Here is a 22,613-nt window from a genome sequence, read left to right as displayed (position 1 = left end):
GGAACTGCGGCGCATGCCGCGCTAGAATGAAACGCAGCTTGCTGTGTATTCCCGGATTCACTGGATTCTATTAACACCTTGACCTTGGCCCTCGTGGCCTGCATATCGGAGAAATAAATGGATGATGTCGTAATCGTGGCCGCTGGCCGTACCGCAGTCGGCAAATTCGGTGGCAGCCTGGCCAAGATTCCTGCGTCCGAACTGGGCGCGCATGTAATCAAGGGCTTGCTGGCACAAACCGGCATCGACCCGAACCTGATCGGCGAAGCGATCCTGGGCCAGGTGCTGACGGCTGCCGTCGGCCAGAACGCTGCGCGCCAGGCTGTCATCAAGGCAGGCCTGCCCAGCTCCATCCCGGCATTCACCATCAACAAGGTATGCGGCAGCGGCCTGAAGGCCACGCACCTGGCGGCGCAAGCGATCAAGTGCGGCGACGCCAACATCATCATCGCCGGTGGCCAGGAAAACATGAGTGCTTCGCCGCACGCCATGAACGGCTCGCGCGACGGTTTCCGCATGGGCGACTTCAAGATGATCGATACCATGATCGTCGACGGCCTGTGGGACGTGTACAACCAGTACCACATGGGCATCACGGCGGAAAACGTCGCCAAGAAATACGAAGTGACGCGCGCCGAGCAGGATGAATTCGCGCTGCAATCGCAATTGAAGGCGGAAGCGGCGCAAAAAGCGGGCAAGTTCAAGGATGAAATCCTGCCGCTGGAAATCGCCAACAAAAAAGGCACCGTTGTCTTCGACAGCGACGAATACATCAAGCCCGGTTCGACCCTGGAATCGCTGACGGGCCTGCGCCCCGCGTTTGCCAAGGATGGTACCGTCACCGCCGGCAACGCTTCGGGCCTGAACGATGGCGCCGCTGCCGTCATCATGATGTCCGCTTCGCAAGCGAAGGAACTGGGCTTGAAGCCGCTGGCACGCATCAAGGCCTACGCCTCGTCGGGCCTGGACCCGGCCGTCATGGGCATGGGCCCTGTCTCCGCATCGCGTTTGTGCCTGAAAAAAGCCGGCTGGACGCATGAAGAGCTGGACTTGATGGAAATCAATGAAGCGTTTGCCGCGCAAGCGATTGCCGTCAACAAGGAAATGGGCTGGGATACCAGCAAGATCAACGTGAACGGTGGCGCGATTGCCATCGGCCACCCGATCGGCGCCTCCGGCGCGCGCATCCTGGTCACCCTGATCCACGAAATGATCCGCCGCGACGCCAAGAAAGGCCTGGCTGCATTGTGCATCGGCGGCGGCATGGGCGTTGCTCTGGCCATCGAGCGCGACTAAGTAGCTGGCACCGCACCCAAGCTACTGCGCGGCGCGCTTTGCGGCCTGCGATGCTCACCGTGCTAGAGCACGGTTGCGCTTCTTAGCCACAAATCATCACCGCTCGCTACGCTTGGGTACGCTGCGGTACATCGCCGTCACGCGGCGTTTTTGGACTGTTTTGATTAAATAATTAACTTTTTAGCAACAGAACGACACTGAGGGGATGAAAATGGCAAGAGTTGCATTGGTAACTGGTGGCATGGGTGGTCTGGGCGAAGCGGTCTGTTTCAAGCTGGCGGCGCTCGGCTATCGCGTGGTAACCACATATTCCCCGGGCAATCCGAAGGTCGCTGACTGGCTGGCGACAACCAAGGACATGGGTTATGACTTCAAGGCATATCCATGCGATGTGGCCGACTATGATTCGGCCGCCGCCTGTGTGGCTGCCGTGGAAAAGGACATCGGTCCTGTCGACGTGCTGGTGAATAACGCCGGCATCACGCGCGACATGACGTTCAAGAAGATGGACAAGCCGAACTGGGATGCCGTGATGGGCACCAACCTCGATTCCGTCTTCAACATGACCAAGCCCGTCTGCGACGGCATGGTGGAACGTGGCTGGGGCCGCATCATCAATATCTCGTCCGTGAACGGCCAGAAGGGCGCTTTCGGCCAGACCAACTATTCGGCCGCGAAGGCCGGCATGCATGGTTTCACCAAGTCGCTGGCGTTGGAAGTGGCGCGCAAGAACGTTACCGTCAACACCATTTCGCCAGGCTACATCGGCACCAAGATGGTCATGGCGATTCCGCAGGAAGTGCTCGACAGCAAAATCATCCCGCAAATTCCGATGGCGCGCCTGGGCAAGCCGGAAGAAGTGGCCGGTCTGGTGGCCTACCTGGCCTCCGATGAAGCCGCGTTCGTCACGGGCGCGAATATCTCGATCAACGGCGGCCAGCACATGTCGTAATCGGTATTGAGGTACAACAGAGAGACAGCTGCGGCTGTCTTTTTTTATGCTTGCAAGCAAAACAGGCGGGGCGCGTGCTTTGCCTTAGAATCAGTATTTCTCCACGGCATCATCTCCATGACCCTCTTTCCTGCCTTGCGCCGCGCCAGTGTGGCCGCCATCCTTTTCCTGGACGCCAGCGCGGCCCAGGCCAGCGTCGCGTTCCACGTCACGGTGATGACCGAGCGCGTCAACAAGCCCGGCGTGAACACCAGCCTGCCCGCGCGCGATACGCAGGACAGCGACGTCGTGCTGGGCGAACATTTCATCAGCGTGCGCGACGGCCACACCTTGTCCGTGCTCGATTTTGCCACGCGCCGCCGCTACATGATCGATACGGCGGCGTCCACCTACGACACGTATTCGCTGTTCGACGTGGCGGGTTCTCGCGCCGCCGAGCTGCACCACCGGCAGGGGATCGCCGGCATGTTGAAGCTGAGCGGCCTTGAACAGCACGCAACGCCGCCTGTGTATGAGGAACAAGCTTTGTCGGTGCTGGACAACAAGCGGCGAGGACCCTTGCTGCCACAAGTGCTCGACGGCGCCGTACTGTGGTCGCTCGATGAGCAGCCCCTGCTGCGCCTGGATATTGCTGGAAGCCCCGTCAGCGGCAACGATGCGACGGCGTTTGCCCAGTATGTGCGCTACACCTGGGGCGGCCACCCGGCGGTGCTGACGATGCTGGCCGACGGCAAGCGCATTCCCGCCGCATTCACCTTGCATCACCTGCAGATTGCTGGCAAAGTCACGCGCCATTTCCGCATCAGCGCCATGACGGTGGATGCGCCCGCCACGTATACGCTGGCCGCGTACCGGCCACGCCCGCTGGCGGCCGATGCGCCGGCGCTCGAACGCGTGCTGGCGCAGGCGGCGCTGCTGCCGCCGCTGGGACCCGAGGCGCCTCAGGCCCACCCTGCGCTGCGGGCCGAAGCGGAGCGCCTGTTTGCGGCAGAAAAGCCCTTCGAGGCTTTTTTGAGCATGCTGGAAGATCATTTTTCCACGGGGGCGCTGGTCGACAAACTGTCGCCGCAGCAGCAACTGGCCATGCAGGCGTGCCAGCCCATCCATGACTTGACGCGGGCACTGCTGGCCAAGGATAAGGAAGGCATTCAGGCCGCGCTGGCCACCGTGCAGGGCTTGCGCCAGCAGCACGGCCTGGAGCAGCCGGTACTGGCTTTGTTCGAGGGAAATCTGCGCGCCAAGCTGGGGCAACGGCAGGCAGCGATGGCCTTGTATCTGCAAGTACTGCAGGCCAAGCCGCACATGGCGGCCGCGTACCAGGACCTGGGCGACGCGCTATACGCGCAATTCGATGCGCCGAACGCCTGGCGCAGCTGGGATGCGGGCCGGGCCATGGCGCCATCGCTGCGGCAATTTCGCAAGGTCAACGATTTGGAGCGTAGCCTGTTGCACGACTATCCCGCCTTCTTTGCCCGAGGGTCGACGCTTGCGCCTGACGTTCAGCCCAACACCAGCCGCCCGGCCAGCAGCACGAAGACGGAAGGCAGCACGAACTTGCCATAAGGCGAAGGTTTGCCGCGCAGGCGGCGCGCCAGGCGCGCGGCCAGTACGGCGTACACGGCGTCGAACAGCAGCCCCACCAGCACCAGGACGGCGCCCAGGCGCAGGTATTGCATGCCGACGCTGTCGCTGCCGGTGACGAACTGGGGCAGGAACATGCTGCAAAACAGCAGTGCCTTCGGATTGAGCAGATTGGTCAGGAAGCCGCGCACCAGGCTGGCGCGGGCGCTGTGCGCCGTGGCGGGGGCGGTTTCTTCCTGCGCCGTTTTTTTCGACAGGGCCGACTGCAGCAGGCGCAGCGCCAGGTACAGCAGGTAGGCGGCGCCCGCCCATTTGACCCACTGCAGGGCTTGCGGATGCGTGACCATCAGCGCCGCCAGGCCCGCGCCCGACAGCGCCACATGCACGGCGCGCGCGCCAGCGATGCCCAGGGCCGTCACCAGCGCCGTGGCCACGCCGCGCGCGGCACCTGTCGCCAGCACCAGCGCCATGTCGGGGCCGGGCAATAAAAAGGCGCCGGCCAGTGCCAGCAGGTACATCAGGAAGGTAGAATCGGACATGAAGTCAGTCGAAAAGAAAGCGGGAGCAGGCGCACGATGCGGCCTGCTCGCCGGGCCCCATTATGTTCTTGCTGTGATGAAATGTGCTTGCTTTTCCTGCCCTGTATGCCCTAGTATTCGGGTAGATTCCACTCCTATAAAAACAAAAAATAGATGAAAATTTCAGAAGTTAGCCTTGATGCCACCGATTTGCAGATACTCAGGCTGTTGCAGGATGAAGGACGGCTGTCCAATGCGCGCCTGGCCGAGCGCTTGAAGCTCAGCGAAACCCCTGTCTGGCGCCGCTTGCGCCGCCTGGAAGAGGAAGGTTTTATTACCGGCTACCAGGCTTTGCTCAACCGCAAGAAGCTGGGCATCGGCCTGGTGGCGTTTGTACGGGTCGTGTTTGCCAACCATGGCGGCGAGCAGCCGTCGCAGTTCGAGCAAGCCATCGCGACGATTCCCGAGATATTGTCGTGCCACAATGTGGCGGGCGAAGCCGATTATTTCCTGCAAGTAGTGGCGCGCGACCTGGAAGCGTATGGCGAATTCGTTTCGACCGTGCTGCGCCGCCTGCCCGGCGTGGCGGAAATCCAGTCCAGCCTGTCGATGCGCGAAATCAAGTCGTCGAACCGCCTGCCCTTGCCGCTGGCCTGAGGCGCCGGGGCGCACTATCGCACTATAATTGGGTCTTTGCCAGGCATCCGCTGCCTGGCTTCCAGACCGTCTACGAGGACCGCCATGCCCGATTCCCTGTCGCCCCTGTTTCCCGTCCTGTCGCCGAACCGGCACGGCATGCTGGCGGTCGATGACATCCACACCATATATTGGGAAGAGTGCGGCAATCCCGATGGCATTCCCGTGCTGTTCCTGCATGGCGGCCCCGGCGCGGGCCTGTCGCCGCAGCACCGCCGCTTTTTCGATCCGCAACGCTACCGCGTGATCCTGTTCGACCAGCGCGGCGCGGGCAAGTCCACGCCGCTGGGCGAATGGCGCAACAACACGACGCAGCTGCTGATCGACGATATCGAAGTGCTGCGCGCCCAGTTCGGCATCGCCCAATGGCTGGTGTTTGGCGGTTCCTGGGGCTCGACCCTGGCGCTGGCGTATGGCCAGGCACACCCCGAAGCTTGCCTCGGCTTCGTGTTGCGTGGCATTTTCCTCTGCACGCAGGCGGAAATCGACTGGTTCATCGAAGGCGTGCGCTGGTTTTATCCGGAACTGTACGAAGACTTTGCCGCCCCCATTCCGCCAGAGGAACGGGGCGACTTGCTGGCCGCCTATGTGAAACGCATCCTCAGCAGCGACCCCGCCGTGTACTGGCCCGCCGCGCGCGCCTGGAGCCGCTTCGAGGGCCGCCGCGTGTACCTGATGCCGCAGCCGGAAGATGCGCCGAACGATGCGCTGGACCTGGGCGTGGGCCGGCTCGAATCGCATTACATGGCGAATCTCGGTTTCTTCGAGGAAGACCAGCTGATCCGCAACATGGGGCGCATCGCGCATTTGCCGGCAGTCATCGTGCAGGGGCGTTACGACGCCATTTGCCCGCCCCTGTCGGCCTACCGCCTGCACAAGGCCTGGCCCGGTGCGCAGCTGGAGATGATCCCGGACGCGGGCCATGGCGCGCTCGAGCACGGCATCGCTTCGGCGCTGGTGCGCGCTACCGAACGCTTCGTGCCGGGGCGCGGCTTCGCATGACGTTAAAACATGCCGGTTGGCAAAGCTGCCAGCCGGCGTGCGCCACCTGCTACACTACGGCCTGTGCTGGCGCCAGGGTCGGGCGCCGGTGTAAACCCACGACTTTTTATCCATGAACATACAGATCGGCGACATCGGCCATATCATCCAGCTGGCGATTGCGCCGGTTTTTCTGTTGACCGGTATCGGCACCATGCTGGTGGTGCTGACGAACCGCCTGGGCCGCATCATCGACCGCACGCGCGTGCTGGAAGATCGGCTCGACATCGGCTACAACGATTTCTATATGGATGAGTTAGATACGCTCTATACGCGTACCCATTTGATCAATTATTCGATTTCGCTCAGCACGGCCTGCGGTTTCTTTGTCTGCGTCATCATCGCCATGCTGTTTTTGGGCGACATCCTGAACCTGACCCTGGACAAATACATCGCGGCCTTCTTTGTGCTGGCCGTGATTTGCCTGATCGGCTGTTTTATTTATTTACTGCGCGAAATTTACCTGGCCGCGACGGCCCAGCGCATCCGACGCCATATCCGCCCGCCACGTTAAGCGGCGCGCCGGTTTACCTTACTATTGAAGAACGAGTCCAGCATGCACGATTACAAACGTCCCCCCACCCTGCACCGCTATGGCCAGCGCAGCGAACTCGAACTGGCGCTGAGCCTGGGCCAGTTCCGCCTGGCGCCAGCGGGCAATTGCCTGACCCTGAGTTTTTCGCAAGTGTGGGACAAGCAACTGTTCGACCTGTTCGCCCCGGCCGACGCCTGTTTGATCATCCACAATACGGAAGAATTCGGCGAACGCCTGCACCGCGCCGTGCAGCGCACCTTGCCTAGCTGGGCCGGCATCGACGGCGTCGTCGAATATGGCCAGCGCGCGGCTCTGGGCGCCGCCTTCAGCAAGACGCGCGCGGAAGCGCCCGAGCAGGAATGGCTGTTCGCCTGGCGCTCGATGCAGCCGCAGGCCAGCCTGAACCCCGTCACGGTAAAACTGGGCAGCCTGGAAAACTTCGCGGAAATCCGTGACCGCGACACGTATTTAGCGTAATTGAGCCTGATTTATCCGGATTTATCGGCGTGCTGGCTGTCGATGCGGGCCAATACTGCCGCCATCATGCGCTCGATATCGCTGCGTATCATGGTCGTGCCCAGCATGCCGGGCACATAGAAGCCCGGCATCAGCCGGCTGGAAAAGACGATGCGCGTGCCGCCCGTCTCGGGAATCGGATACAAATTCCAGCGTGATGCGTAATGCCGCATGTCGCCGGAGATCAGGGCGATGTCGATGGCCGTAAACGGGGTCTCCGTGGCCCGCACCACCAGGTGGATGGCGTGGTTCATGAACAGGAAGCGCGCCATGCCCTGCTGCTCGATGATGACTTCATTGCCGTTGCGCGACAGTACGCGGCAAGAGCTGAGGTCGGGCACGAATTCATGCATGCGTTCGTAGGTGGTCAAGGTCTTCCAGACGGACGCCGGCGGCGCCTGCACGCTGCCGCTGGCATCGACTTCATACATGCGCTGCCCATCGACCTCGATGCGCTTGACGTCGACCTTCAGCCTGTCCAGACGTGGCGCTTGCATCTGCGCTTGTGCCGCCGCCGGGGTGGCAACGGCGCACAGCATCAGCAGGCAGAGGAAGAGTCGCTTCATGCCACCTAGCCTACGGGAAACTAGCGCCCGGCACAAGCTGTACGCATCGCCGGCGGGCCCGCCCGGCGATTTAGAACTCCCGGTCTAGAGAAATACGCTGCGGCGGCCAGCAATGCTTGTTACCGTACGGCCTGCATACCACCATCTATCGGACCGACCATGACTGCCTATCCCCATTTGCTGGCCCCGCTCGACCTGGGCTTCACCACCTTGCGCAACCGCGTCATCATGGGGTCCATGCACACGGGCCTGGAAGACCGGTTTTATCATTATGGCAAGCTGGCCGCGTTTTACCGCGAGCGCGCGCGCGGTGGCGTGGGCCTGATCGTCACGGGCGGCATCTCGCCGAACCGCCAGGGCTGGCTGCTGCCGTTCGGCGGTACCTTGAATTTCCTCGGCGACGTGCCGAACCACCGCAAGGTGACGCGCGCCGTGCACGAGGAGGGCGGCAAGATCGTCATGCAGATCCTGCATGCGGGCCGCTACGGCTACCAGCCCTTTGTCGTCTCGGCGTCGGCGAAAAAATCGCCGATTTCGCCATTCCGTCCCCGTCCCTTGAGCGAGCGGGGCATCGAGCGCACCATCTGCGACTACGTGCGCTGCGCGCGCCTGGCGCAAAAGGCGGGCTATGACGGCATCGAAGTGATGGGCAGCGAAGGCTACCTGTTGAACCAGTTCCTGTGTGCGCGCACGAATCTGCGCCAGGACCGCTGGGGCGGCACGATCGAGAACCGCATGCGCCTGCCCGTGGAAATCGTGCGCCGCATCCGCGCCGCCGTCGGTCCCAACTTCATCATCATGTACCGCCACTCGCTGCTCGACCTGGTCGAGGGCGGCAATACCTGGGATGATGTGGTGACGGTAGCCAAGGCGCTGGAGCACGCCGGCGTAACGATACTCAATACGGGCTTCGGCTGGCATGAGGCGCGCGTCCCTACCATCGTCACCTCGGTGCCGCGCGCCGCCTTTGCCAGCGTGGCGGGCCGGCTGCGTCGCGAAGTCACGATACCCGTGGTGGCGTCGAACCGTATTAACATGCCGCACGAAGCGAACGCCATCCTGGAGCGCGGTGATTGCGACCTGGTGTCGATGGCGCGCCCCTTCCTGGCCGACCCGTTTTTTGTCGCCAAGGCGGCCTCGGGCCGCGCCGACGAAATCAACACCTGCATCGGCTGCAACCAGGCATGTCTGGACCACACCTTTGCCAACAAGCGCGCCAGCTGCCTGGTCAACCCGCGCGCCTGTCATGAAACGGAACTCGTGTACGCGAAAAAGGCCGTGGCGCGCAAGGTAGCCGTTGTCGGCGCCGGCCCGGCCGGCCTGTCGGCCGCTTGCGTGGCCGCCGAATGCGGGCACGAGGTGACCCTGTTCGACAGCAGTGACAGCGTGGGCGGCCAGTTCAAGGTGGCGATGCAGATACCTGGCAAGGAAGAATTTACGGAAACCATCCGTTACTTTGCCCGCCGGCTGGCGCTGCTGGAAGTCAAGCTGCGCCTGGGCCAGCGCGTGACGCGCGAGCAATTGCTGGACGGCGGCTATGACGACGTCATCGTCGCCACGGGCATCAAGGTGCGCCTGCCGGCCATTCCCGGCATCGAGCATCCGAAAGTGCTGTCGTATCTGGACGTGCTGCAAGCCAAGAAGCCTGTCGGCGCGCGCGTGGCCATCATCGGCGCGGGCGGCATCGGCTTCGACGTGGGCGAGTATTTGCTGCACGACCCGGCGCACCCGCTGCCCCAGTCTGTGGCGACCTGGGCGGGCGAGTGGGGCGTGGACCTGGATGCGGCCACGGGTGGCGGCCTGGTGCCACCCGTGGCACCTGTGCCCGTGCGGCAGATTTTCCTGTTGCAGCGCAAGACGTCGAAAGTGGGCGCGGGCCTGGGCAAGACTTCGGGCTGGGTGCATCGCGCGGCCCTGGCGCGCAATGGCGTGGCCATGCTGGCCGGCGTGACGTACGACAAGATCGACGGGCAGGGCTTGCACATCACCGTGGGCGGCGAGCAGCGCTTGCTGGCGGTGGACAACGTGGTCATCTGCGCGGGCCAGGATAGCTTGACGGAACTCATGCCGCCCGTCGACAAGGATGGCAAGCCGCTGCAGGCGGGCGGCCCCCGTTTCCATAAAATCGGCGGCGCTGCGCTGGCGGCGGAACTCGACGCCAAGCGGGCCATACGGGAAGGGGCGGAGCTGGCCGCGAGTTTGTAAAAAGAAAGCCTGCCGGCTGGGAAGCGGGCAGGCTTGCTGAACGGAAAAGGCGCTGGCGCTGGTTTAGTGCGCGCCGTGGCCCTTTTTCACCGTCTCAAAACTCTGCAGCACGTGCGCGGCCATGCCGTTCGCCAGCTCGTGCTCGCCAATAAAGACCTTGCCCGCGTTTTCCGCGCGCAGCAATTCCGCCTCTTCCTCGCTGTGCGTGCGCACCACCGTCATGATGGCGGGGTTCAGCGCGCGCGCCGTCGCTATCATGGCGCGTACGTGGAAGGTGTCTGGCGTGGCGATGACGAGCATGGTGGCGTGCGTGATGTGCGCCTGGATCAGCACGGCCGGTTCGCCCGCATTGCCGGCCACGGCGGGGATGCCCTGCTTGCGCAGCTGATCGACGATTTCGCGGTTTTCCTCGGCCACGACAAAGTGGATGCCCCGCTCCATCAGGGCGGCGGCGATGCGCCGACCCACGCGGCCATAGCCCACCAGGACGATTTGTCCCGACAGTTTTTCCTGCGGCACCGTCATTGGCAGCTCGGCCAGCGGGTCGGTGGTGCGTTCGAACTTGCGCGCGAAATCGCTGTTGCCGATCACCCGCAGCAGCGGCTTGGCCATGCTGAACACGAGGGGATTGAGGGCGATGGACAGGATGGCGCCGGCCAGGATCAGGCTTTGCCCTTCCTGCGGCATCAGGCCCAGCGACAGGCCCAGGGCGGCCAGGATGAACGAGAATTCACCGATCTGCGCCAGGCTGGCCGAGACGATGATGGCCGTCTTCGGCGGATAGCGCAGGGCCATCACCAGCAAGAAGGCGGCGATCGACTTGCCGAAGATAATGATGGCGCACACGGCCAGCACTTGCAGCGGCTTGTCGATGAGAATATTCGGCTCGAACAGCATGCCGACGGAAACGAAGAACAGCACGGCAAACGCGTCGCGCAGCGGCAAGGACTCTTCCGCGGCGCGGTGGCTGAGTTCGGATTCGCGCAGCACCATGCCGGCGAAGAAGGCGCCCAGCGCGAACGACACGCCAAACAGCTTGGTCGAAGCGTAGGCGATGCCGACGGCGGCGGCGATCACGCACAGTGTAAACAGTTCACGCGAACCGGTGCGCGCCACTTGCCACAAAATCCATGGGAACAGCTTGCGGCCCACCACCAGCATGAAGATGATGAAACCGGCCACTTGCCCCAGCGTCACGGCCAGGGTTTGCCACAGGCTGACGGCCTCGGCATCCGGCGCGACTTTGCCACCGAGCACACCGGCAAACGCCGGCAGCAACACGAGGACCAGTACAGTGACGAGGTCTTCCACCACCAGCCAGCCGACGGCGATGCGCCCGTTGAGCGAGTCGAGGATGCCCCGCTCTTCCAGCGCGCGCAGCAGCACCACGGTACTGGCCACGGACAGGGCCAGGCCAAAGATCAGCCCGCCACCGAGGGTCCAGCCCCACCAGTGGGCCAGGCCCATGCCCATCGCCGTGGCGACGCCGATCTGCAGGATGGCGCCGGGCAGCGCAATCTTGCGCACGTCCCACAAATCGTCGATGGAAAAGTGCAGGCCGACACCGAACATCATCAGCATCACTCCGATTTCCGCCAATTGCCCGGCTATTTCCGCATTCGCCACAAAACCGGGCGTGGCCGGTCCGATGATGATGCCGGCAGCCAGGTAGCCGACCAATGCCGGCAGTTTCAGGCGCGCGGCGATGAAGCCGAAGATGAGGCCGACCCCGAGGGCGGCGGCGATGGTGGTGATCAGACTGATGTCATGGGGCATGCGTGGTGGGTTCCTTATGGGGACGTGCGGATGGAAAAAGAGGGGGTTCAGCGATCGAGTATAAACGCAACAAAGCTGCGGCTGGAATTTTCCTGCCGCTTTTTTTACAAAAAATTTGCGCTATATCTTCGTCCAGGTGGTCGCGAACGCATGCCATCCACTGCGATCTGCGCCTATTTGAGGCAATCAGGCGCATCCCGCCCCAAACGCCTACACCTTGCGCACCACCACGCAGCCGATGGAATAGCCGGCGCCGAACGAGCAGATGACGCCGGTGCTATCCGCCGCCATGTCATCCTGATATTTATGGAAGGCGATGATGGAACCGGCCGACGAGGTGTTGGCGTAGGTGTCGAGGATCACGGGCGCCTCGTTGGCCTCGGCGTCACGGCCAAGGATCAGGCGCGCGATCAGCAGGTTCATGTTCAGGTTGGCCTGGTGCAGCCAGTAGCGGCTCACTTGCGCCACTTCCACGCCGGCCTTGGCCAGGGTTGCCTTGATCATCTCGGCCGCCATCGGGCACACTTCCTTGAAGACCTTGCGGCCTTGCTGGCGGAACAGCTTGTCGGCCTTGCCCACGCCGGATTCGTCAAAACGGTTGAGGAAGCCGAAATTGTTGCGGATGGCGTTCGAGAAGCGCGTCTTGAGTTCCGTACCGATGATTTCGAACTGGTGCTGCGAGACGGCCGTATCCTTGGCTTCGACGATGATGGCGGTGCACGCGTCGCCGAAAATGAAATGGCTGTCGCGATCGCGCCAGTTCAGGTGGCCGCTGGTGATTTCGGGATTGAGGACCAGCACGGCGCGCGCCTGGCCGCTTTGCACGGCGGCCACGGCTTGCTGGATGCCAAAGGTGGCGGACGAACACGCCACGTTCATGTCAAAACCATAACCGTCGATACCGAGCGCATCCTGCACTTCCACGGCCATGGCCGGATAGGCGCGCTGCATGTTGCTGCACGCCACCAGCACCATGTCGATGTCGGCCGGCGTGCGGCCGGCGCGCGCCAGCGCATCGCGCGCGGCGGCGACAGCCATCTCGGCCTGCAAAGACAGTTCGTCATCGCCCCGTTCCGCCATGCGCGAGACCATGCGGGCCGGATCGAGGATGCCTTCCTTTTCCATCACGAAGCGCGACTTGATGCCGGACGCCTTTTCGATGAAGGCCACGCTCGACAGGTCCAGCGCCGTCACCGTGCCTGCGGCGATCGCGTCGGCGTTGTCGGCATTGAACTTTTCTGCGTAGGCATTGAAGCAGGTGACCAGCTCTTCGTTGGAGATCGAAAATGGCGGCGTGTACAGTCCGGTACCGCTGATGACGACTTGTTTCATGGTTAAACTTTCAAATTTGGCAATCGGCGTGCTGCCGATAAGTGAAGCAAATTTTACACAAACGGACTCGACTGTAGAGAGTTTCGTGTTGCGGGGAAGGGGGAAGTGTGGCGGAAGATGGATTTTTGTCGCGTGGGCGGGTTATCGGGGGGGCATTGCGCCCCCCACGGTGTTGCTTATTTCTTTTGCTCTTTCTTGACGTCGGCCTGTACCACCACCGGTTCGGCCTTGGCCAGTTGCACCGGTAAACCCTTCAGGTGGTTCAGCGCCTGGTGCAGCTGGAAATCGTCCTTGCTGCCAAATTCCAGCGGCTTGCGGGTTTTTTCCAGGGCGATGATGCGTAATTGCTCTTCCATCTCGTCGTTGACGGGCGCGGCCTTGGCGCCGTTGTTGGCGCTGCCTTGGTCGCGGTCGTTGCTCAGGTGCTTGGTCAGGTCCGCTTCGCGGATGCGCAAGCCGTTCAAGCCGTCGCCGTCCGCATTTTCATCTACCAGCAGGTCGGGCACGATGCCCTTGGCCTGGATCGAGCGACCGTTCGGCGTGTAGTAGCGGGCCGTCGTCAGCTTGACGGCCGTGTCGGCGGTCAGCTGGCGGATGGTTTGCACGGAACCCTTGCCGAAGGTTTGCGTGCCGATGATGGTGGCGCGCTTGTAGTCTTGCAGGGCGCCGGCGACGATTTCCGAAGCCGAGGCCGAGCCGGTGTTGACCAGCACCACCAGCGGCACTTTCTTGATGGCAGCCGGCAATTTCGCCAGCGCATCGCCTTCCGAGCGGAAAGTATAGTATTCGGCGCGGCCGTAGAACACCTGTTTCGAGTCGGGTAACTGGCCGTTGGTCGAGACGATGGCCGCGTCCTTCGGCAGGAAGGCGGCCGAGACGCCGATGGCGCCCTGCAGCACGCCGCCCGGATCGTTGCGCAAGTCCAGCACCATGCCCTTGAGGTTCGGATCTTGCCTGTAGAGCGCCGTGATCTGCGCGGCCATGTCGTCGACGGTCGGTTCCTGGAATTGCGACACGCGCAGCCAGGCGTAGCCCGGCTCGACCATCTTCGCCTTCACGCTTTTTTGATGGATTTCCTCGCGCGTGATGGTGAAGGCCAGCGGCTGTGGTTCATCCTTGCGGGCAATGGTCAGCGACACCTTGGTGCCCGGTTCGCCGCGCATGCGCTTGACGTTGTCGTCCAGGCTCACGCCTTTCACGGGCTGGCCATCCAGGCGTGTGATGAGGTCGCCGGCCTTGATGCCGGCGCGGTAGGCCGGTGAATCCTCGATGGGCGAGACGATCTTGATGTAGCCGTCTTCGTTCAGGCCGATTTCAATGCCCAGGCCGACAAACTTGCCTTCGGAGCCTTCGCGCAGCTCGGCGTAGGCTTTCTTGTCCAGGTAGGCGGAATGGGGGTCGAGCGAGGCGACCATGCCGGAAATGGCGTCTTCCAGCAGTTTCTTGTCTTCCACCGGCTCGACGTAATCGGACTTGATCAGGCCAAACACATCGGCCAGCTGGCGCAGCTCTTCCAGCGGCAGGGGCGGCTCGACGTTTTTTTGCGCCATGGCTGAAAATTGCAGCGACACGGCGACGCCGGCCACCACGCCCAGGCCGATCAAGCCGGTATTTTTGAGTTTGCCCATCATTGCACCTTTGCAGCTAGCGTGTCTTGCACAAGCGCCAGTCCCGGTGGAGCGGCGCTTTGTTGAAAGTATAGACCCGAATCTCTGCCAGCGTGGGCCGGCCGTGGAAAAAGCGTGCCTGGGCCCAGTCTACGCGCGAAGACGGGACTGCCAGCTTGCCAAATGTTGCGGCTTTGTATGCGATGTATAGTTACTCTTGAGGGGAGTAAGCATTTGTAAGAGTCGAAAAAAAGCGTCTGCGGCGGCCCTATAGTGGACTCGCATTCTCGACCCGAAGTGGTTTTGCCTGCGTCTGCGGACGCAGGCTTTTTTTTATCCGTGGGCTCAGGCTCATTTAGAGTAGAGGTGTGCTCGAAGATATCGGGCAGTTCAACAACACGCAGTTCTCGCAACAGGCGCTGGAGTTGATCGACGACCTGCTCTATTTGCATGGATAAACGCCGCACTCACTGTTCCAGCCCACGCCATGCTCACCGGACCCCCTAGAGCCAGGTCGAACTGAGCGGCGATTCACGGGCCGTCCGGGGGCAACGATGGTCAAATGTCCTGCTCGCGTGCTACATTCCTGCAGCGCCTGGCGCGGCAGGCTATCCGCCCGAAGCTATCCGCCCGGTCTTTTTGACATGCCCCATAAGGACAATTCGTGAATCGCTATCTCTTGAGCAGTCTGACCCTGACCCTGTTGGCTGCGTTTGCCCATGCCGCCGAACCCGTATCCGCCGCATCCTCCGTGGCAGCACCAACTGTGGCGCCCGGTGTCGCACCTTCCGCACCTTCCGCCGCTGGCGTCGTTTCCGGCATCGATGTGCAGTACATCGACCCTGCCGTGCGCGTGCAGGACGACTTCTTCACCCATTTGAACGGCAAGTGGCTGGCCACGGCCGAGATCCCTGCCGACAAGTCGAGCTGGGGCTCGTTCGCCAAGCTGCGCGATGACACCACGCCACAGTTGCGCGGCATCATCGAAGCCACACAACAGGACAAGCACAAGAAGGCCGGTTCCGAAGCGCAGAAAATCGGCGATATGTACGCCAGCTACATGGATGAAGCCAAGCTCGATGCGCTGGGCACGAAGCCGCTGGCAGGCGAACTGAACCGTATCCGCTCGCTGCGCGACAAGAAGGGCGTGCCCGCCCTGATCGCCCACCTGAGCCAGACGGGCGTATCGACGCCGTACGCCGTGTATGTGGGCCAGGATGCGCGCGCTTCGACGAAGTATGCCGCGTACGTGAGCCAGAGCGGCCTTGGCATGCCCGACCGCGACTACTACCTGGAAGCCAGGCAGGCTGGCGTCAAGGAGAAATACCAGGCGCACGTGGAAAAGATGCTGGCCATGGCCGGCGACAAGAACGCCGCCGCCCGCGCCAAGGCTGTCGTTGCGCTGGAAACGGCTCTGGCCGAAGCGCAATGGACCAAGGTCGAGAACCGCGACCCCGTGAAACGCTACAACAAGACCGAGATTGGCAAGCTGAATGAGCTGACCCCCGGCTACGACTTGAAAGCGGGCCTGGCGGCCCTGGGCATCGCCAACAAGGTCGATTACGTCATCGTCAACCAGCCGAGCTACCTGGCCGGCTACAACAAGGTGCTGGCGTCAAGCGACCTGGACACCCTGAAAGCCTACTTCGAATGGCAGTTGCTGCGCAGCTACGCCAGCTACCTGTCGAAAAACTTCGTCGACGAGAGCTTTGCCTTCTACGGCACGGTACTCAGCGGCGTGACGGAAAACCAGCCGCGCTGGAAGCGTGGCGTGGGCGCCGTCGAAGGCGTGTTGGGCGAAGCCGTGGGCAAACTGTATGTCGCGCAATATTTCCCGGCAGAGCGCAAGGCGCACATGCAGGAACTGGTGAAAAACGTGCTGGCCGCCTACAAGGACAGCATCGACACGCTGGACTGGATGAGCCCGGAAACCAAGAAAGAAGCGCAAGCCAAGCTGGCCAAGTTTACGCCGAAGATCGCGTATCCGAACAAATGGCGCGATTACACGAAGTTGCAAATCGTCCCAGGCGACCTGGTGGGCAACATGATGCGCGCAGCGAACTTCGCTTCGGCGCGCCAGGTGGCCAAGCTGGGCAAACCGATCGACCGCGAAGAGTGGGGCATGACGCCGCAAACGGTGAATGCTTATTACAGCTCGACGATGAATGAAATCGTCTTCCCCGCTTCCATCCTGCAGCCGCCATTCTTTGACGCCAACGCGGACGACGCCGTCAACTATGGCGCCATCGGCGCCGTCATCGGCCATGAAATCAGCCATGGCTTCGACGACAAGGGCAGCCAGTCCGATGGCGACGGCAACCTGCGCGACTGGTGGACCCCGGCTGACCGCAAGAACTTCGCGGCCAAGGCCGACGCGCTGACCAAGCAATACGACGGCTACAGCCCATTGCCGGGCTACAACGTCAACGGCGCGCTGACCCTGGGCGAAAACATCGCCGACAACTCGGGCGTGGCGATTGCGTATAAGGCGTACAAGATTTCGCTGGGTGGCAAGCCGGCACCCGTGCTGGACGGCCTGACGGGCGACCAGCGCTTCTACATGGGCTTTGGGCAGGTGTGGCGCAGCAAGATGCGCGAAGCACAGCAGATCGTGCAAATCAAGACCGACCCGCATTCGCCGGGCCAGTACCGCGCGAATGGCACCATGGTCAACCAGCCAGGTTTCTATGAAGCGTTTGGCGTGAAACCGGGCGACAAGATGTATGTCGCGCCGGAAAACCGCGTGATTATCTGGTGAACGTAACAAGCTTGATACTGTAGTAATAAAGAGACCACCGCGCGTGGTCTCTTTTGTATTTCTGCCAAAGTTCTTTCTCCGCTTTCGGTCGGTATGCTACAGTCAAAAACCGGGCCAGAAGCCCTGGGCGTTCTGACCCTTATGTTTCCACACAATACTGAGGACTAACTACTGTGAATCGATATTTGTTAAGTGCATTGACCCTGAGTTTGCTGGCCGGCGTGTCCGGCATGGCTGGCGCCGCTGATACCGCCAAGAAAACCGCTGCCGCGCCTGCCACCGCCACGGCCGCCGCCGCTGCGGCGCTGACGTCCGGCATCGCCATCGAATACGTCGACCCTGCCGTGCGCGCGCAGGACGACCTGTTCCAGCACCTGAATGGCAAATGGCTGGCGGAAACCGTCATTCCTGCCGACAAGTCGAGCTGGGGCAGCTTTGCCAAGCTGGCCGACGATACGCAAACGCAGCTGCGCGGCATCGTCGAAGGTGCTAGCGCCGACAAGGCCCGCGCGGCTGGCTCGAATGCCCAGAAAATCGGTGATTTCTATAACAGCTTCATGGATGAAGCCAAGCTGGAAAGCCTGGGCCTGACGCCCTTGAACGCGGAGCTGGCGAAGATCGCCGCACTGCACGACAAGGCGGAGTTGCCTGCCGTGATCGCCCATTTCAGCAAGCTGGGCGTGACCTCGCCGTATGACTTCGGCATCCACCAGGACGCCAAGGATTCCACCAAATACGTGGCCGACATCGTGCAAAGCGGCCTGGGCTTGCCTGACCGCGATTACTACCTGGAAGAGGGCAAGGCCGACACGCGCGCCAAATACCTGGCCCACGTGGAAAAAATGCTCAGCCTGGCCGGCGACGCGAATGCTGCTGCCAACGCCAAGGCTATCCTGGCGCTGGAAACGGAACTGGCCAAGGCGCAATGGAGCAATGTGCAGAACCGCGATCCCGTCAAGACCTACAACAAGGTGGAACTGGCGAAACTGGCTGCCATGGCGCCAGGCTACGACTGGGCCCGTTACCTGAAGGACACGGGCATCGCCGGCAAGGTCAATTATGTGATCGTCAGCCAGCCCAGCTACCTGAAAGGCTTTGCCGAGATCGCCAACAAGACGCCGCTGGACACATGGAAAGCGTATTTCCAGTGGCACTTGCTGCACGCCAACGCCGGCTACCTGCCGAAAGCGTATGTCGATGAAAACTTCGCGTTTTATGGCACCACCCTGACGGGCGTGACGGAAATGCGTCCGCGCTGGAAACGCGGCGTGGGCGCCGTCGAAGGCGCGCTGGGCGAAGCCGTGGGCCAACTGTACGTCGAGCAATATTTCCCGGCCGAGCGCAAGGTGCGCATGGAAGCGCTGGTGAAAAACCTGATGACGGCCTACAAGCAAAGCATCGACAAGCTCGACTGGATGAGCCCTGTCACCAAGAAACAGGCGCAGATCAAGCTGGCCAAGTTCACCACCAAGATCGGCTATCCGAACAAATGGCGCGATTACTCGGGCCTGACGGTGGCGCAGGACGATTTAATCGGCAACATCCAGCGTTCGCATCTGCTCAACTACAACCGCGAATTGAACAAGCTGGGCCAGCCCATCGACCGCGACGAGTGGGGCATGACGCCGCAAACCGTGAACGCTTATTACAACCCGGAACTGAACGAAATCGTCTTCCCGGCCGCCATCCTGCAAGCGCCGTTCTTCGACGCCAATGCGGACGATGCCGTCAACTATGGCGCCATCGGCGGCGTGATCGGCCATGAAATCAGCCACGGCTTCGATGACCAGGGCGCCCAGTACGACGGCGACGGCAATCTGCGCGACTGGTGGACCAAGGCTGACCATAAAAACTTCGCCAAGAAAACCAAGCAACTGGTGGCGCAGTACAACGGCTTCAGCCCCGTCAAGGGCCACTTCGTCAACGGTGAACTGACCCTGGGCGAAAACATCGCCGACAATTCCGGCGTGGCGATCGCCTACAAAGCGTATAAATTGTCGCTGAATGGCAAGAAAGCCCCTGTCATCGACGGTTTCACGGGCGAGCAGCGCTTCTATGCGGGCTTTGCTCAGGTCTGGCGCATGAAGATGCGCGAAGCGCAGCAACTGGTCTTGCTGAAAACGGACCCGCACTCTCCAGGCCAGTTCCGCGCCAACGGTACCATGCGCAACCAGCCCGGCTTCTACCAGGCCTTCGACGTGAAACCGGGCGACAAGATGTATCTGCCACCGAAAGACCGCGTCATCATGTGGTAAGACAGTTGTCCCAGGCATAAGTTGCCAGCCGCCCCGCGCAAGCCGGGCGGCTTTTTTACGTCGGGTGATCTGGCATAAACTGCGGGCGAAAAAAAACCGCCCATCCGGGCGGTTCCTGGTCCAGCGCGCTGGCTGAATTATTTGGCAGGCTCGGCTGCAGGAGCAGCGCCGTCAGCGGCTGCGGCCGGCGCCGGCACTTCCGGTTCCTTGAATTTGCCGCCCGAAGCGTTGGCCATGTAGACCACGGCGCGCGCTACTTCCACATCGTCGAGGTCGGGATTGCCGCCCTTGGCCGGCATCGCGCGCAAGCCTTCGATGGCGTGTTTCAGGACCGTATCGTAGCCCTGGGCCAGGCGTGCCGACCAGCTGCCCGCATCGCCAAACTTCGGTGCACCGGCCACGCCGGCGCCATGGCACGCCACGCAGGTGGCTGTGTAGACGGCTTCGCCGCCTTGCAGCACCTTCGGACCGCTGGCATCCTTGAAGGTAAAGCCTTCATTGGCCACCGGACTCAGGCGGGCGTCTATGGCTTCCGGCGACTGGCTGTCCGTGCCCGCGCCCGTCAGTTTTTGCGCCGTGACGAACTGCACCAGCAAGATGATGCCAATGACGGTGAGGAGGAAGAAGCCAGCTACGGCGGCAAGCAATTGTTTAGGCGTTTTGATCGCTGATTGTTGTTCGTTATGTGCGTCGCTCATGATGTCCTTAGTCCAGATTTGAAACTGATGGCCGTGTAAGGTAGCATTTTTACATGCTTGGATGTAAACCTTTATGAAACCCACAATTATAGGCACAAAAATTGAGCAGTGACATGCAATTGCCAGTGATACGACAGTTTCCGTAGACGTAGGTAAAGAAAAACGGTATCCTTCGCATCACTTCAGAAATTCCCCCTACGCGGCTGTAGCTCAGTGGATAGAGTATTGGCCTCCGAAGCCAAGGGTCGTGGGTTCGATCCCCGCCAGCCGCACCAGACAAATCAAGACTCCCGTTTTATCCAGTCAGCATTGCCATGCTGGCTGCATGCCGTATCCCCACTCCCACTATGACTTCCGCAAGCCTGACATGGTCTGTATCGCTGCGTGCCAGGGATGCCACTCTTTGTGCGTCGCTTACCCGAAAACGCCCCTGAAGCCCTTGCCATTATCGCTTTGCAAGCGCCAGTATCGGTCAGACGCCGATATCAAAATTGATATCGAAACTGCGGAAATATTGATTGGTGGGATTATCGTCCAGCCCCTAAGATAAATGCCGAGCATGCGAACGACATGCAAGCAGCATAACAATATCAATACAGTCTCTGGAGATGCATGATGCGCAACACCACCGGCCCGCTCGCGGCCACTTCTCCTCGTCCAATCATCTCGAAGGCAGCCGTTGCGGCATCGGTCGGTATCGGCCTGCTAAGGACGGCTTCGGTATGGGCGCAGGACGCGGTGGTGGCGGACGCCAGTGGCGAGCCTGCGGTGGGAGTGTCGGTTGTGACCGTCAGCGGGGTGTGCCGCGCCGACAGCATCGCCGGCCTGGCCGCCGCACCGAGCCCCGAAATCAAAGATAAATTGTTCCAGCACCGTATGTATGCGATCCGCAATACCATGCCCGCACCTACACGGACATCGTCGGCCACCCGCTGTGGAATCCGGTTCGCCACACGTTTATCCAACCGCTGCGCCGGGATGCGCAAGGCATGCCCGTGTTTGGCCGCTCATCGACCCTGTAAAACCTGGACCCTACGCCATGACCCCAGTTGACTCTGTTTCAGTGACGCAAGCGCCGTTCGGCGACCTGCCCGATGGACAACACGTCAGCGTGTTTACCCTGACGAACCGCCAGGGCATGCAGGTGAAGGTGCTCGATTTTGGCGCCATCATCAGCGTAATCCACGTGCCCGACCGCGACGGTAACTTTGCCGACGTGGTGCTGGGTTTCGAGCGTATCGAACCCTACCTGGCCAACAGCGCTTTCCTGGGCGCCGTCATCGGGCGCTTCGGCAACCGCATCGCCGAGGGACGTTTCAGTCTGGACGGCAAGGATTACCAGTTAGCCGTCAACAATGCGCCCAATCACTTGCATGGCGGAAACCAGGGCTTTCACCAGGTGATGTGGCAGGCGGAGCCATTCACCAGGGACGATGCCGTGGGCGTGACGTTCACGCGCAGCAGTCCGGACGGCGAAGATGGCTATCCGGGCAAGCTTGACGTCACCGTCGTGTACGAACTGGACAACGACAACGCCCTGAGCCTGCGCTACCACGCCGTGACGGACCAGGCCACGCCTGTCAACCTGACCAACCACAGCTATTTCAACCTGGCGGGGCAGGGCACTGTCCTCGGCCACGCGCTGACGATCAACGCAGACCGCTACCTGCCCGTCGATGCCGGGTCCATCCCCACGGGCGAACTGGCGCACGTGTCCGGCACGCCGTTCGACTTGCGCCAGAGCACCGTCATCGGCGACAGCATCGCCCTGCCGCATGAGCAGATCTGCATCGGCCGCGGCTACGATCATAACTTTGTGCTTAATCAACAGGCAGATCAAGGGATGACGCTGGCCGCCAGCGTGCGCGAGCCCGTTTCGGGGCGGGTGATGCAGGTGTACACGCAGGAACCGGGCATCCAGTTTTATTCGGGCAATTTCCTCGACGGCAGCCAGCACGGCAAGCAGGGCCCCATCTGCTACCGCGGCGCACTGTGCCTGGAAACCCAGCATTTCCCTGATTCGCCGAACCAGTCCCACTTCCCCAGCACCATTTTGCGCCCGGGTCAGGTGTATCAGACGCAAACCGTGTACCGCTTTTCCACCGAGTAAGCACCCGAGAAAAAACAGCCCACGCCCTGCCGCCACGCGCCCGCAGGGCGTTTTCATTGGGACATGAAGATACCGTTTTCGATATCGGAACGCATTAAAAATTGATTGGAAAGGCATGGCTGGATTCTTTAGTATTCCAACATCGCTGCCCGGGCCGACGAGCTTATATCC

18 protein-coding genes and 1 tRNA gene are annotated in these 22,613 nt (G+C 61.7%); 13 read left to right on the top strand and 6 right to left on the bottom strand.

Features of this window, described 5'->3' with window-relative positions:
• Nucleotides 1-117: 117 nt before the first annotated feature.
• The 3 genes from ACQ4WN_RS11110 to ACQ4WN_RS11100 all read left to right on the top strand — a co-directional run bounded on the left by ACQ4WN_RS11110 (nucleotide 118) and on the right by ACQ4WN_RS11100 (nucleotide 3,811).
• Entirely contained in the window at nucleotides 118-1,296 is a 1,179-nt protein-coding gene (locus tag ACQ4WN_RS11110) for an acetyl-CoA C-acetyltransferase (RefSeq protein ID WP_426073533.1), read from the top strand.
• Between the two features lie 211 nt (nucleotides 1,297-1,507).
• Nucleotides 1,508-2,248, top strand: coding sequence for an acetoacetyl-CoA reductase (phbB, locus tag ACQ4WN_RS11105; RefSeq protein WP_099377910.1), 741 nt, complete (start codon nucleotides 1,508-1,510; stop codon nucleotides 2,246-2,248).
• Nucleotides 2,249-2,365: 117 nt separating this feature from the next.
• Nucleotides 2,366-3,811 carry a tetratricopeptide repeat protein gene (locus ACQ4WN_RS11100; protein WP_436551588.1) on the top strand — a complete coding sequence of 482 codons (1,446 nt, stop codon included), beginning with the start codon at nucleotides 2,366-2,368 and terminating at the stop codon, nucleotides 3,809-3,811.
• Here the strand turns inward: ACQ4WN_RS11100 and ACQ4WN_RS11095 are convergent.
• Complete coding sequence (locus tag ACQ4WN_RS11095; protein ID WP_436551587.1) at nucleotides 3,748-4,368, bottom strand: LysE family translocator; 621 nt, start codon at nucleotides 4,366-4,368, stop codon at nucleotides 3,748-3,750. The two genes, ACQ4WN_RS11100 and ACQ4WN_RS11095, sit on opposite strands and share 64 nt — an antisense overlap.
• 153 nt (nucleotides 4,369-4,521) lie before the next feature.
• Between ACQ4WN_RS11095 and ACQ4WN_RS11090 the strand changes: the two genes are divergently transcribed.
• The 4 genes from ACQ4WN_RS11090 (at nucleotide 4,522) to ACQ4WN_RS11075 (ending at nucleotide 7,096) form a co-directional block, all read left to right on the top strand.
• Entirely contained in the window at nucleotides 4,522-5,004 is a 483-nt protein-coding gene (locus ACQ4WN_RS11090; protein ID WP_010393611.1) for an Lrp/AsnC family transcriptional regulator, read from the top strand.
• Nucleotides 5,005-5,088: 84 nt separating this feature from the next.
• Nucleotides 5,089-6,045: a prolyl aminopeptidase gene (pip, locus tag ACQ4WN_RS11085; protein ID WP_436551586.1), complete on the top strand. Its 957-nt coding sequence runs from the start codon at nucleotides 5,089-5,091 to the stop codon at nucleotides 6,043-6,045.
• A gap of 112 nt (nucleotides 6,046-6,157) precedes the next feature.
• Nucleotides 6,158-6,598, top strand: coding sequence for a DUF2721 domain-containing protein (locus tag ACQ4WN_RS11080; RefSeq protein WP_436477652.1), 441 nt, complete (start codon nucleotides 6,158-6,160; stop codon nucleotides 6,596-6,598).
• Between the two features lie 42 nt (nucleotides 6,599-6,640).
• Nucleotides 6,641-7,096: a hypothetical protein gene (locus ACQ4WN_RS11075; protein WP_436551585.1), complete on the top strand. Its 456-nt coding sequence runs from the start codon at nucleotides 6,641-6,643 to the stop codon at nucleotides 7,094-7,096.
• A gap of 11 nt (nucleotides 7,097-7,107) precedes the next feature.
• Here the strand turns inward: ACQ4WN_RS11075 and ACQ4WN_RS11070 are convergent, their stop codons facing one another.
• Nucleotides 7,108-7,701 (bottom strand): SRPBCC family protein, encoded by a 594-nt coding sequence (locus ACQ4WN_RS11070; protein ID WP_436551584.1) that lies wholly within the window; start codon nucleotides 7,699-7,701, stop codon nucleotides 7,108-7,110.
• Between the two features lie 159 nt (nucleotides 7,702-7,860).
• Here ACQ4WN_RS11070 and ACQ4WN_RS11065 point away from each other — a divergent pair, with 159 nt between their 5' ends.
• Nucleotides 7,861-9,906 (top strand): 2,4-dienoyl-CoA reductase FMN-binding domain-containing protein, encoded by a 2,046-nt coding sequence (locus tag ACQ4WN_RS11065; protein ID WP_436551583.1) that lies wholly within the window; start codon nucleotides 7,861-7,863, stop codon nucleotides 9,904-9,906.
• A 63-nt stretch (nucleotides 9,907-9,969) separates the two neighbouring features.
• On the opposite strand, the gene ACQ4WN_RS11060 is transcribed toward ACQ4WN_RS11065, so the two are convergent.
• The 3 genes from ACQ4WN_RS11060 to ACQ4WN_RS11050 form a co-directional block, all read right to left on the bottom strand.
• Nucleotides 9,970-11,682, bottom strand: a complete 1,713-nt coding sequence (locus ACQ4WN_RS11060) for a cation:proton antiporter domain-containing protein (RefSeq protein WP_436551582.1) — start codon at nucleotides 11,680-11,682, stop codon at nucleotides 9,970-9,972.
• Nucleotides 11,683-11,892: 210 nt separating this feature from the next.
• On the bottom strand, nucleotides 11,893-13,014 hold the full coding sequence (locus ACQ4WN_RS11055; protein WP_436551581.1) for a beta-ketoacyl-ACP synthase III: 1,122 nt from the start codon (nucleotides 13,012-13,014) through the stop codon (nucleotides 11,893-11,895).
• A 176-nt stretch (nucleotides 13,015-13,190) separates the two neighbouring features.
• On the bottom strand, nucleotides 13,191-14,645 hold the full coding sequence (locus ACQ4WN_RS11050) for a S41 family peptidase (RefSeq protein ID WP_436551580.1): 1,455 nt from the start codon (nucleotides 14,643-14,645) through the stop codon (nucleotides 13,191-13,193).
• Between the two features lie 640 nt (nucleotides 14,646-15,285).
• Between ACQ4WN_RS11050 and ACQ4WN_RS11045 the strand changes: the two genes are divergently transcribed.
• Nucleotides 15,286-17,379 carry a M13 family metallopeptidase gene (locus tag ACQ4WN_RS11045; RefSeq protein WP_436551579.1) on the top strand — a complete coding sequence of 698 codons (2,094 nt, stop codon included), beginning with the start codon at nucleotides 15,286-15,288 and terminating at the stop codon, nucleotides 17,377-17,379.
• Nucleotides 17,380-17,552: 173 nt separating this feature from the next.
• Nucleotides 17,553-19,634 carry a M13 family metallopeptidase gene (locus ACQ4WN_RS11040; protein WP_436551578.1) on the top strand — a complete coding sequence of 694 codons (2,082 nt, stop codon included), beginning with the start codon at nucleotides 17,553-17,555 and terminating at the stop codon, nucleotides 19,632-19,634.
• A 137-nt stretch (nucleotides 19,635-19,771) separates the two neighbouring features.
• Here ACQ4WN_RS11040 and ACQ4WN_RS11035 read toward each other — a convergent pair whose 3' ends face one another.
• Complete coding sequence (locus tag ACQ4WN_RS11035; RefSeq protein WP_436551577.1) at nucleotides 19,772-20,332, bottom strand: c-type cytochrome; 561 nt, start codon at nucleotides 20,330-20,332, stop codon at nucleotides 19,772-19,774.
• A gap of 199 nt (nucleotides 20,333-20,531) precedes the next feature.
• Between ACQ4WN_RS11035 and ACQ4WN_RS11030 the strand changes: the two genes are divergently transcribed.
• The 3 genes from ACQ4WN_RS11030 (at nucleotide 20,532) to ACQ4WN_RS11020 (ending at nucleotide 22,442) form a co-directional block, all read left to right on the top strand.
• Nucleotides 20,532-20,607 (top strand) — tRNA-Arg (locus ACQ4WN_RS11030).
• Between the two features lie 337 nt (nucleotides 20,608-20,944).
• On the top strand, nucleotides 20,945-21,385 hold the full coding sequence (locus ACQ4WN_RS11025; RefSeq protein WP_436551576.1) for a hypothetical protein: 441 nt from the start codon (nucleotides 20,945-20,947) through the stop codon (nucleotides 21,383-21,385).
• The gene (locus ACQ4WN_RS11020; RefSeq protein ID WP_436551575.1) at nucleotides 21,372-22,442 is read left to right on the top strand and encodes an aldose epimerase family protein; all 1,071 of its coding nucleotides are present in this window, start codon (nucleotides 21,372-21,374) and stop codon (nucleotides 22,440-22,442) included. Before ACQ4WN_RS11025 ends, ACQ4WN_RS11020 begins: the two co-directional genes overlap by 14 nt.
• The last annotated feature ends 171 nt before the right edge of the window (nucleotides 22,443-22,613 follow it).

It is taken from the genome of Janthinobacterium pasteuri, assembly GCF_051380775.1.
Lineage (GTDB): Bacteria > Pseudomonadota > Gammaproteobacteria > Burkholderiales > Burkholderiaceae_D > Janthinobacterium.
Note: the sequence above shows the minus strand (reverse complement) of the source record. Positions and strands in the feature narration are given on the sequence as shown.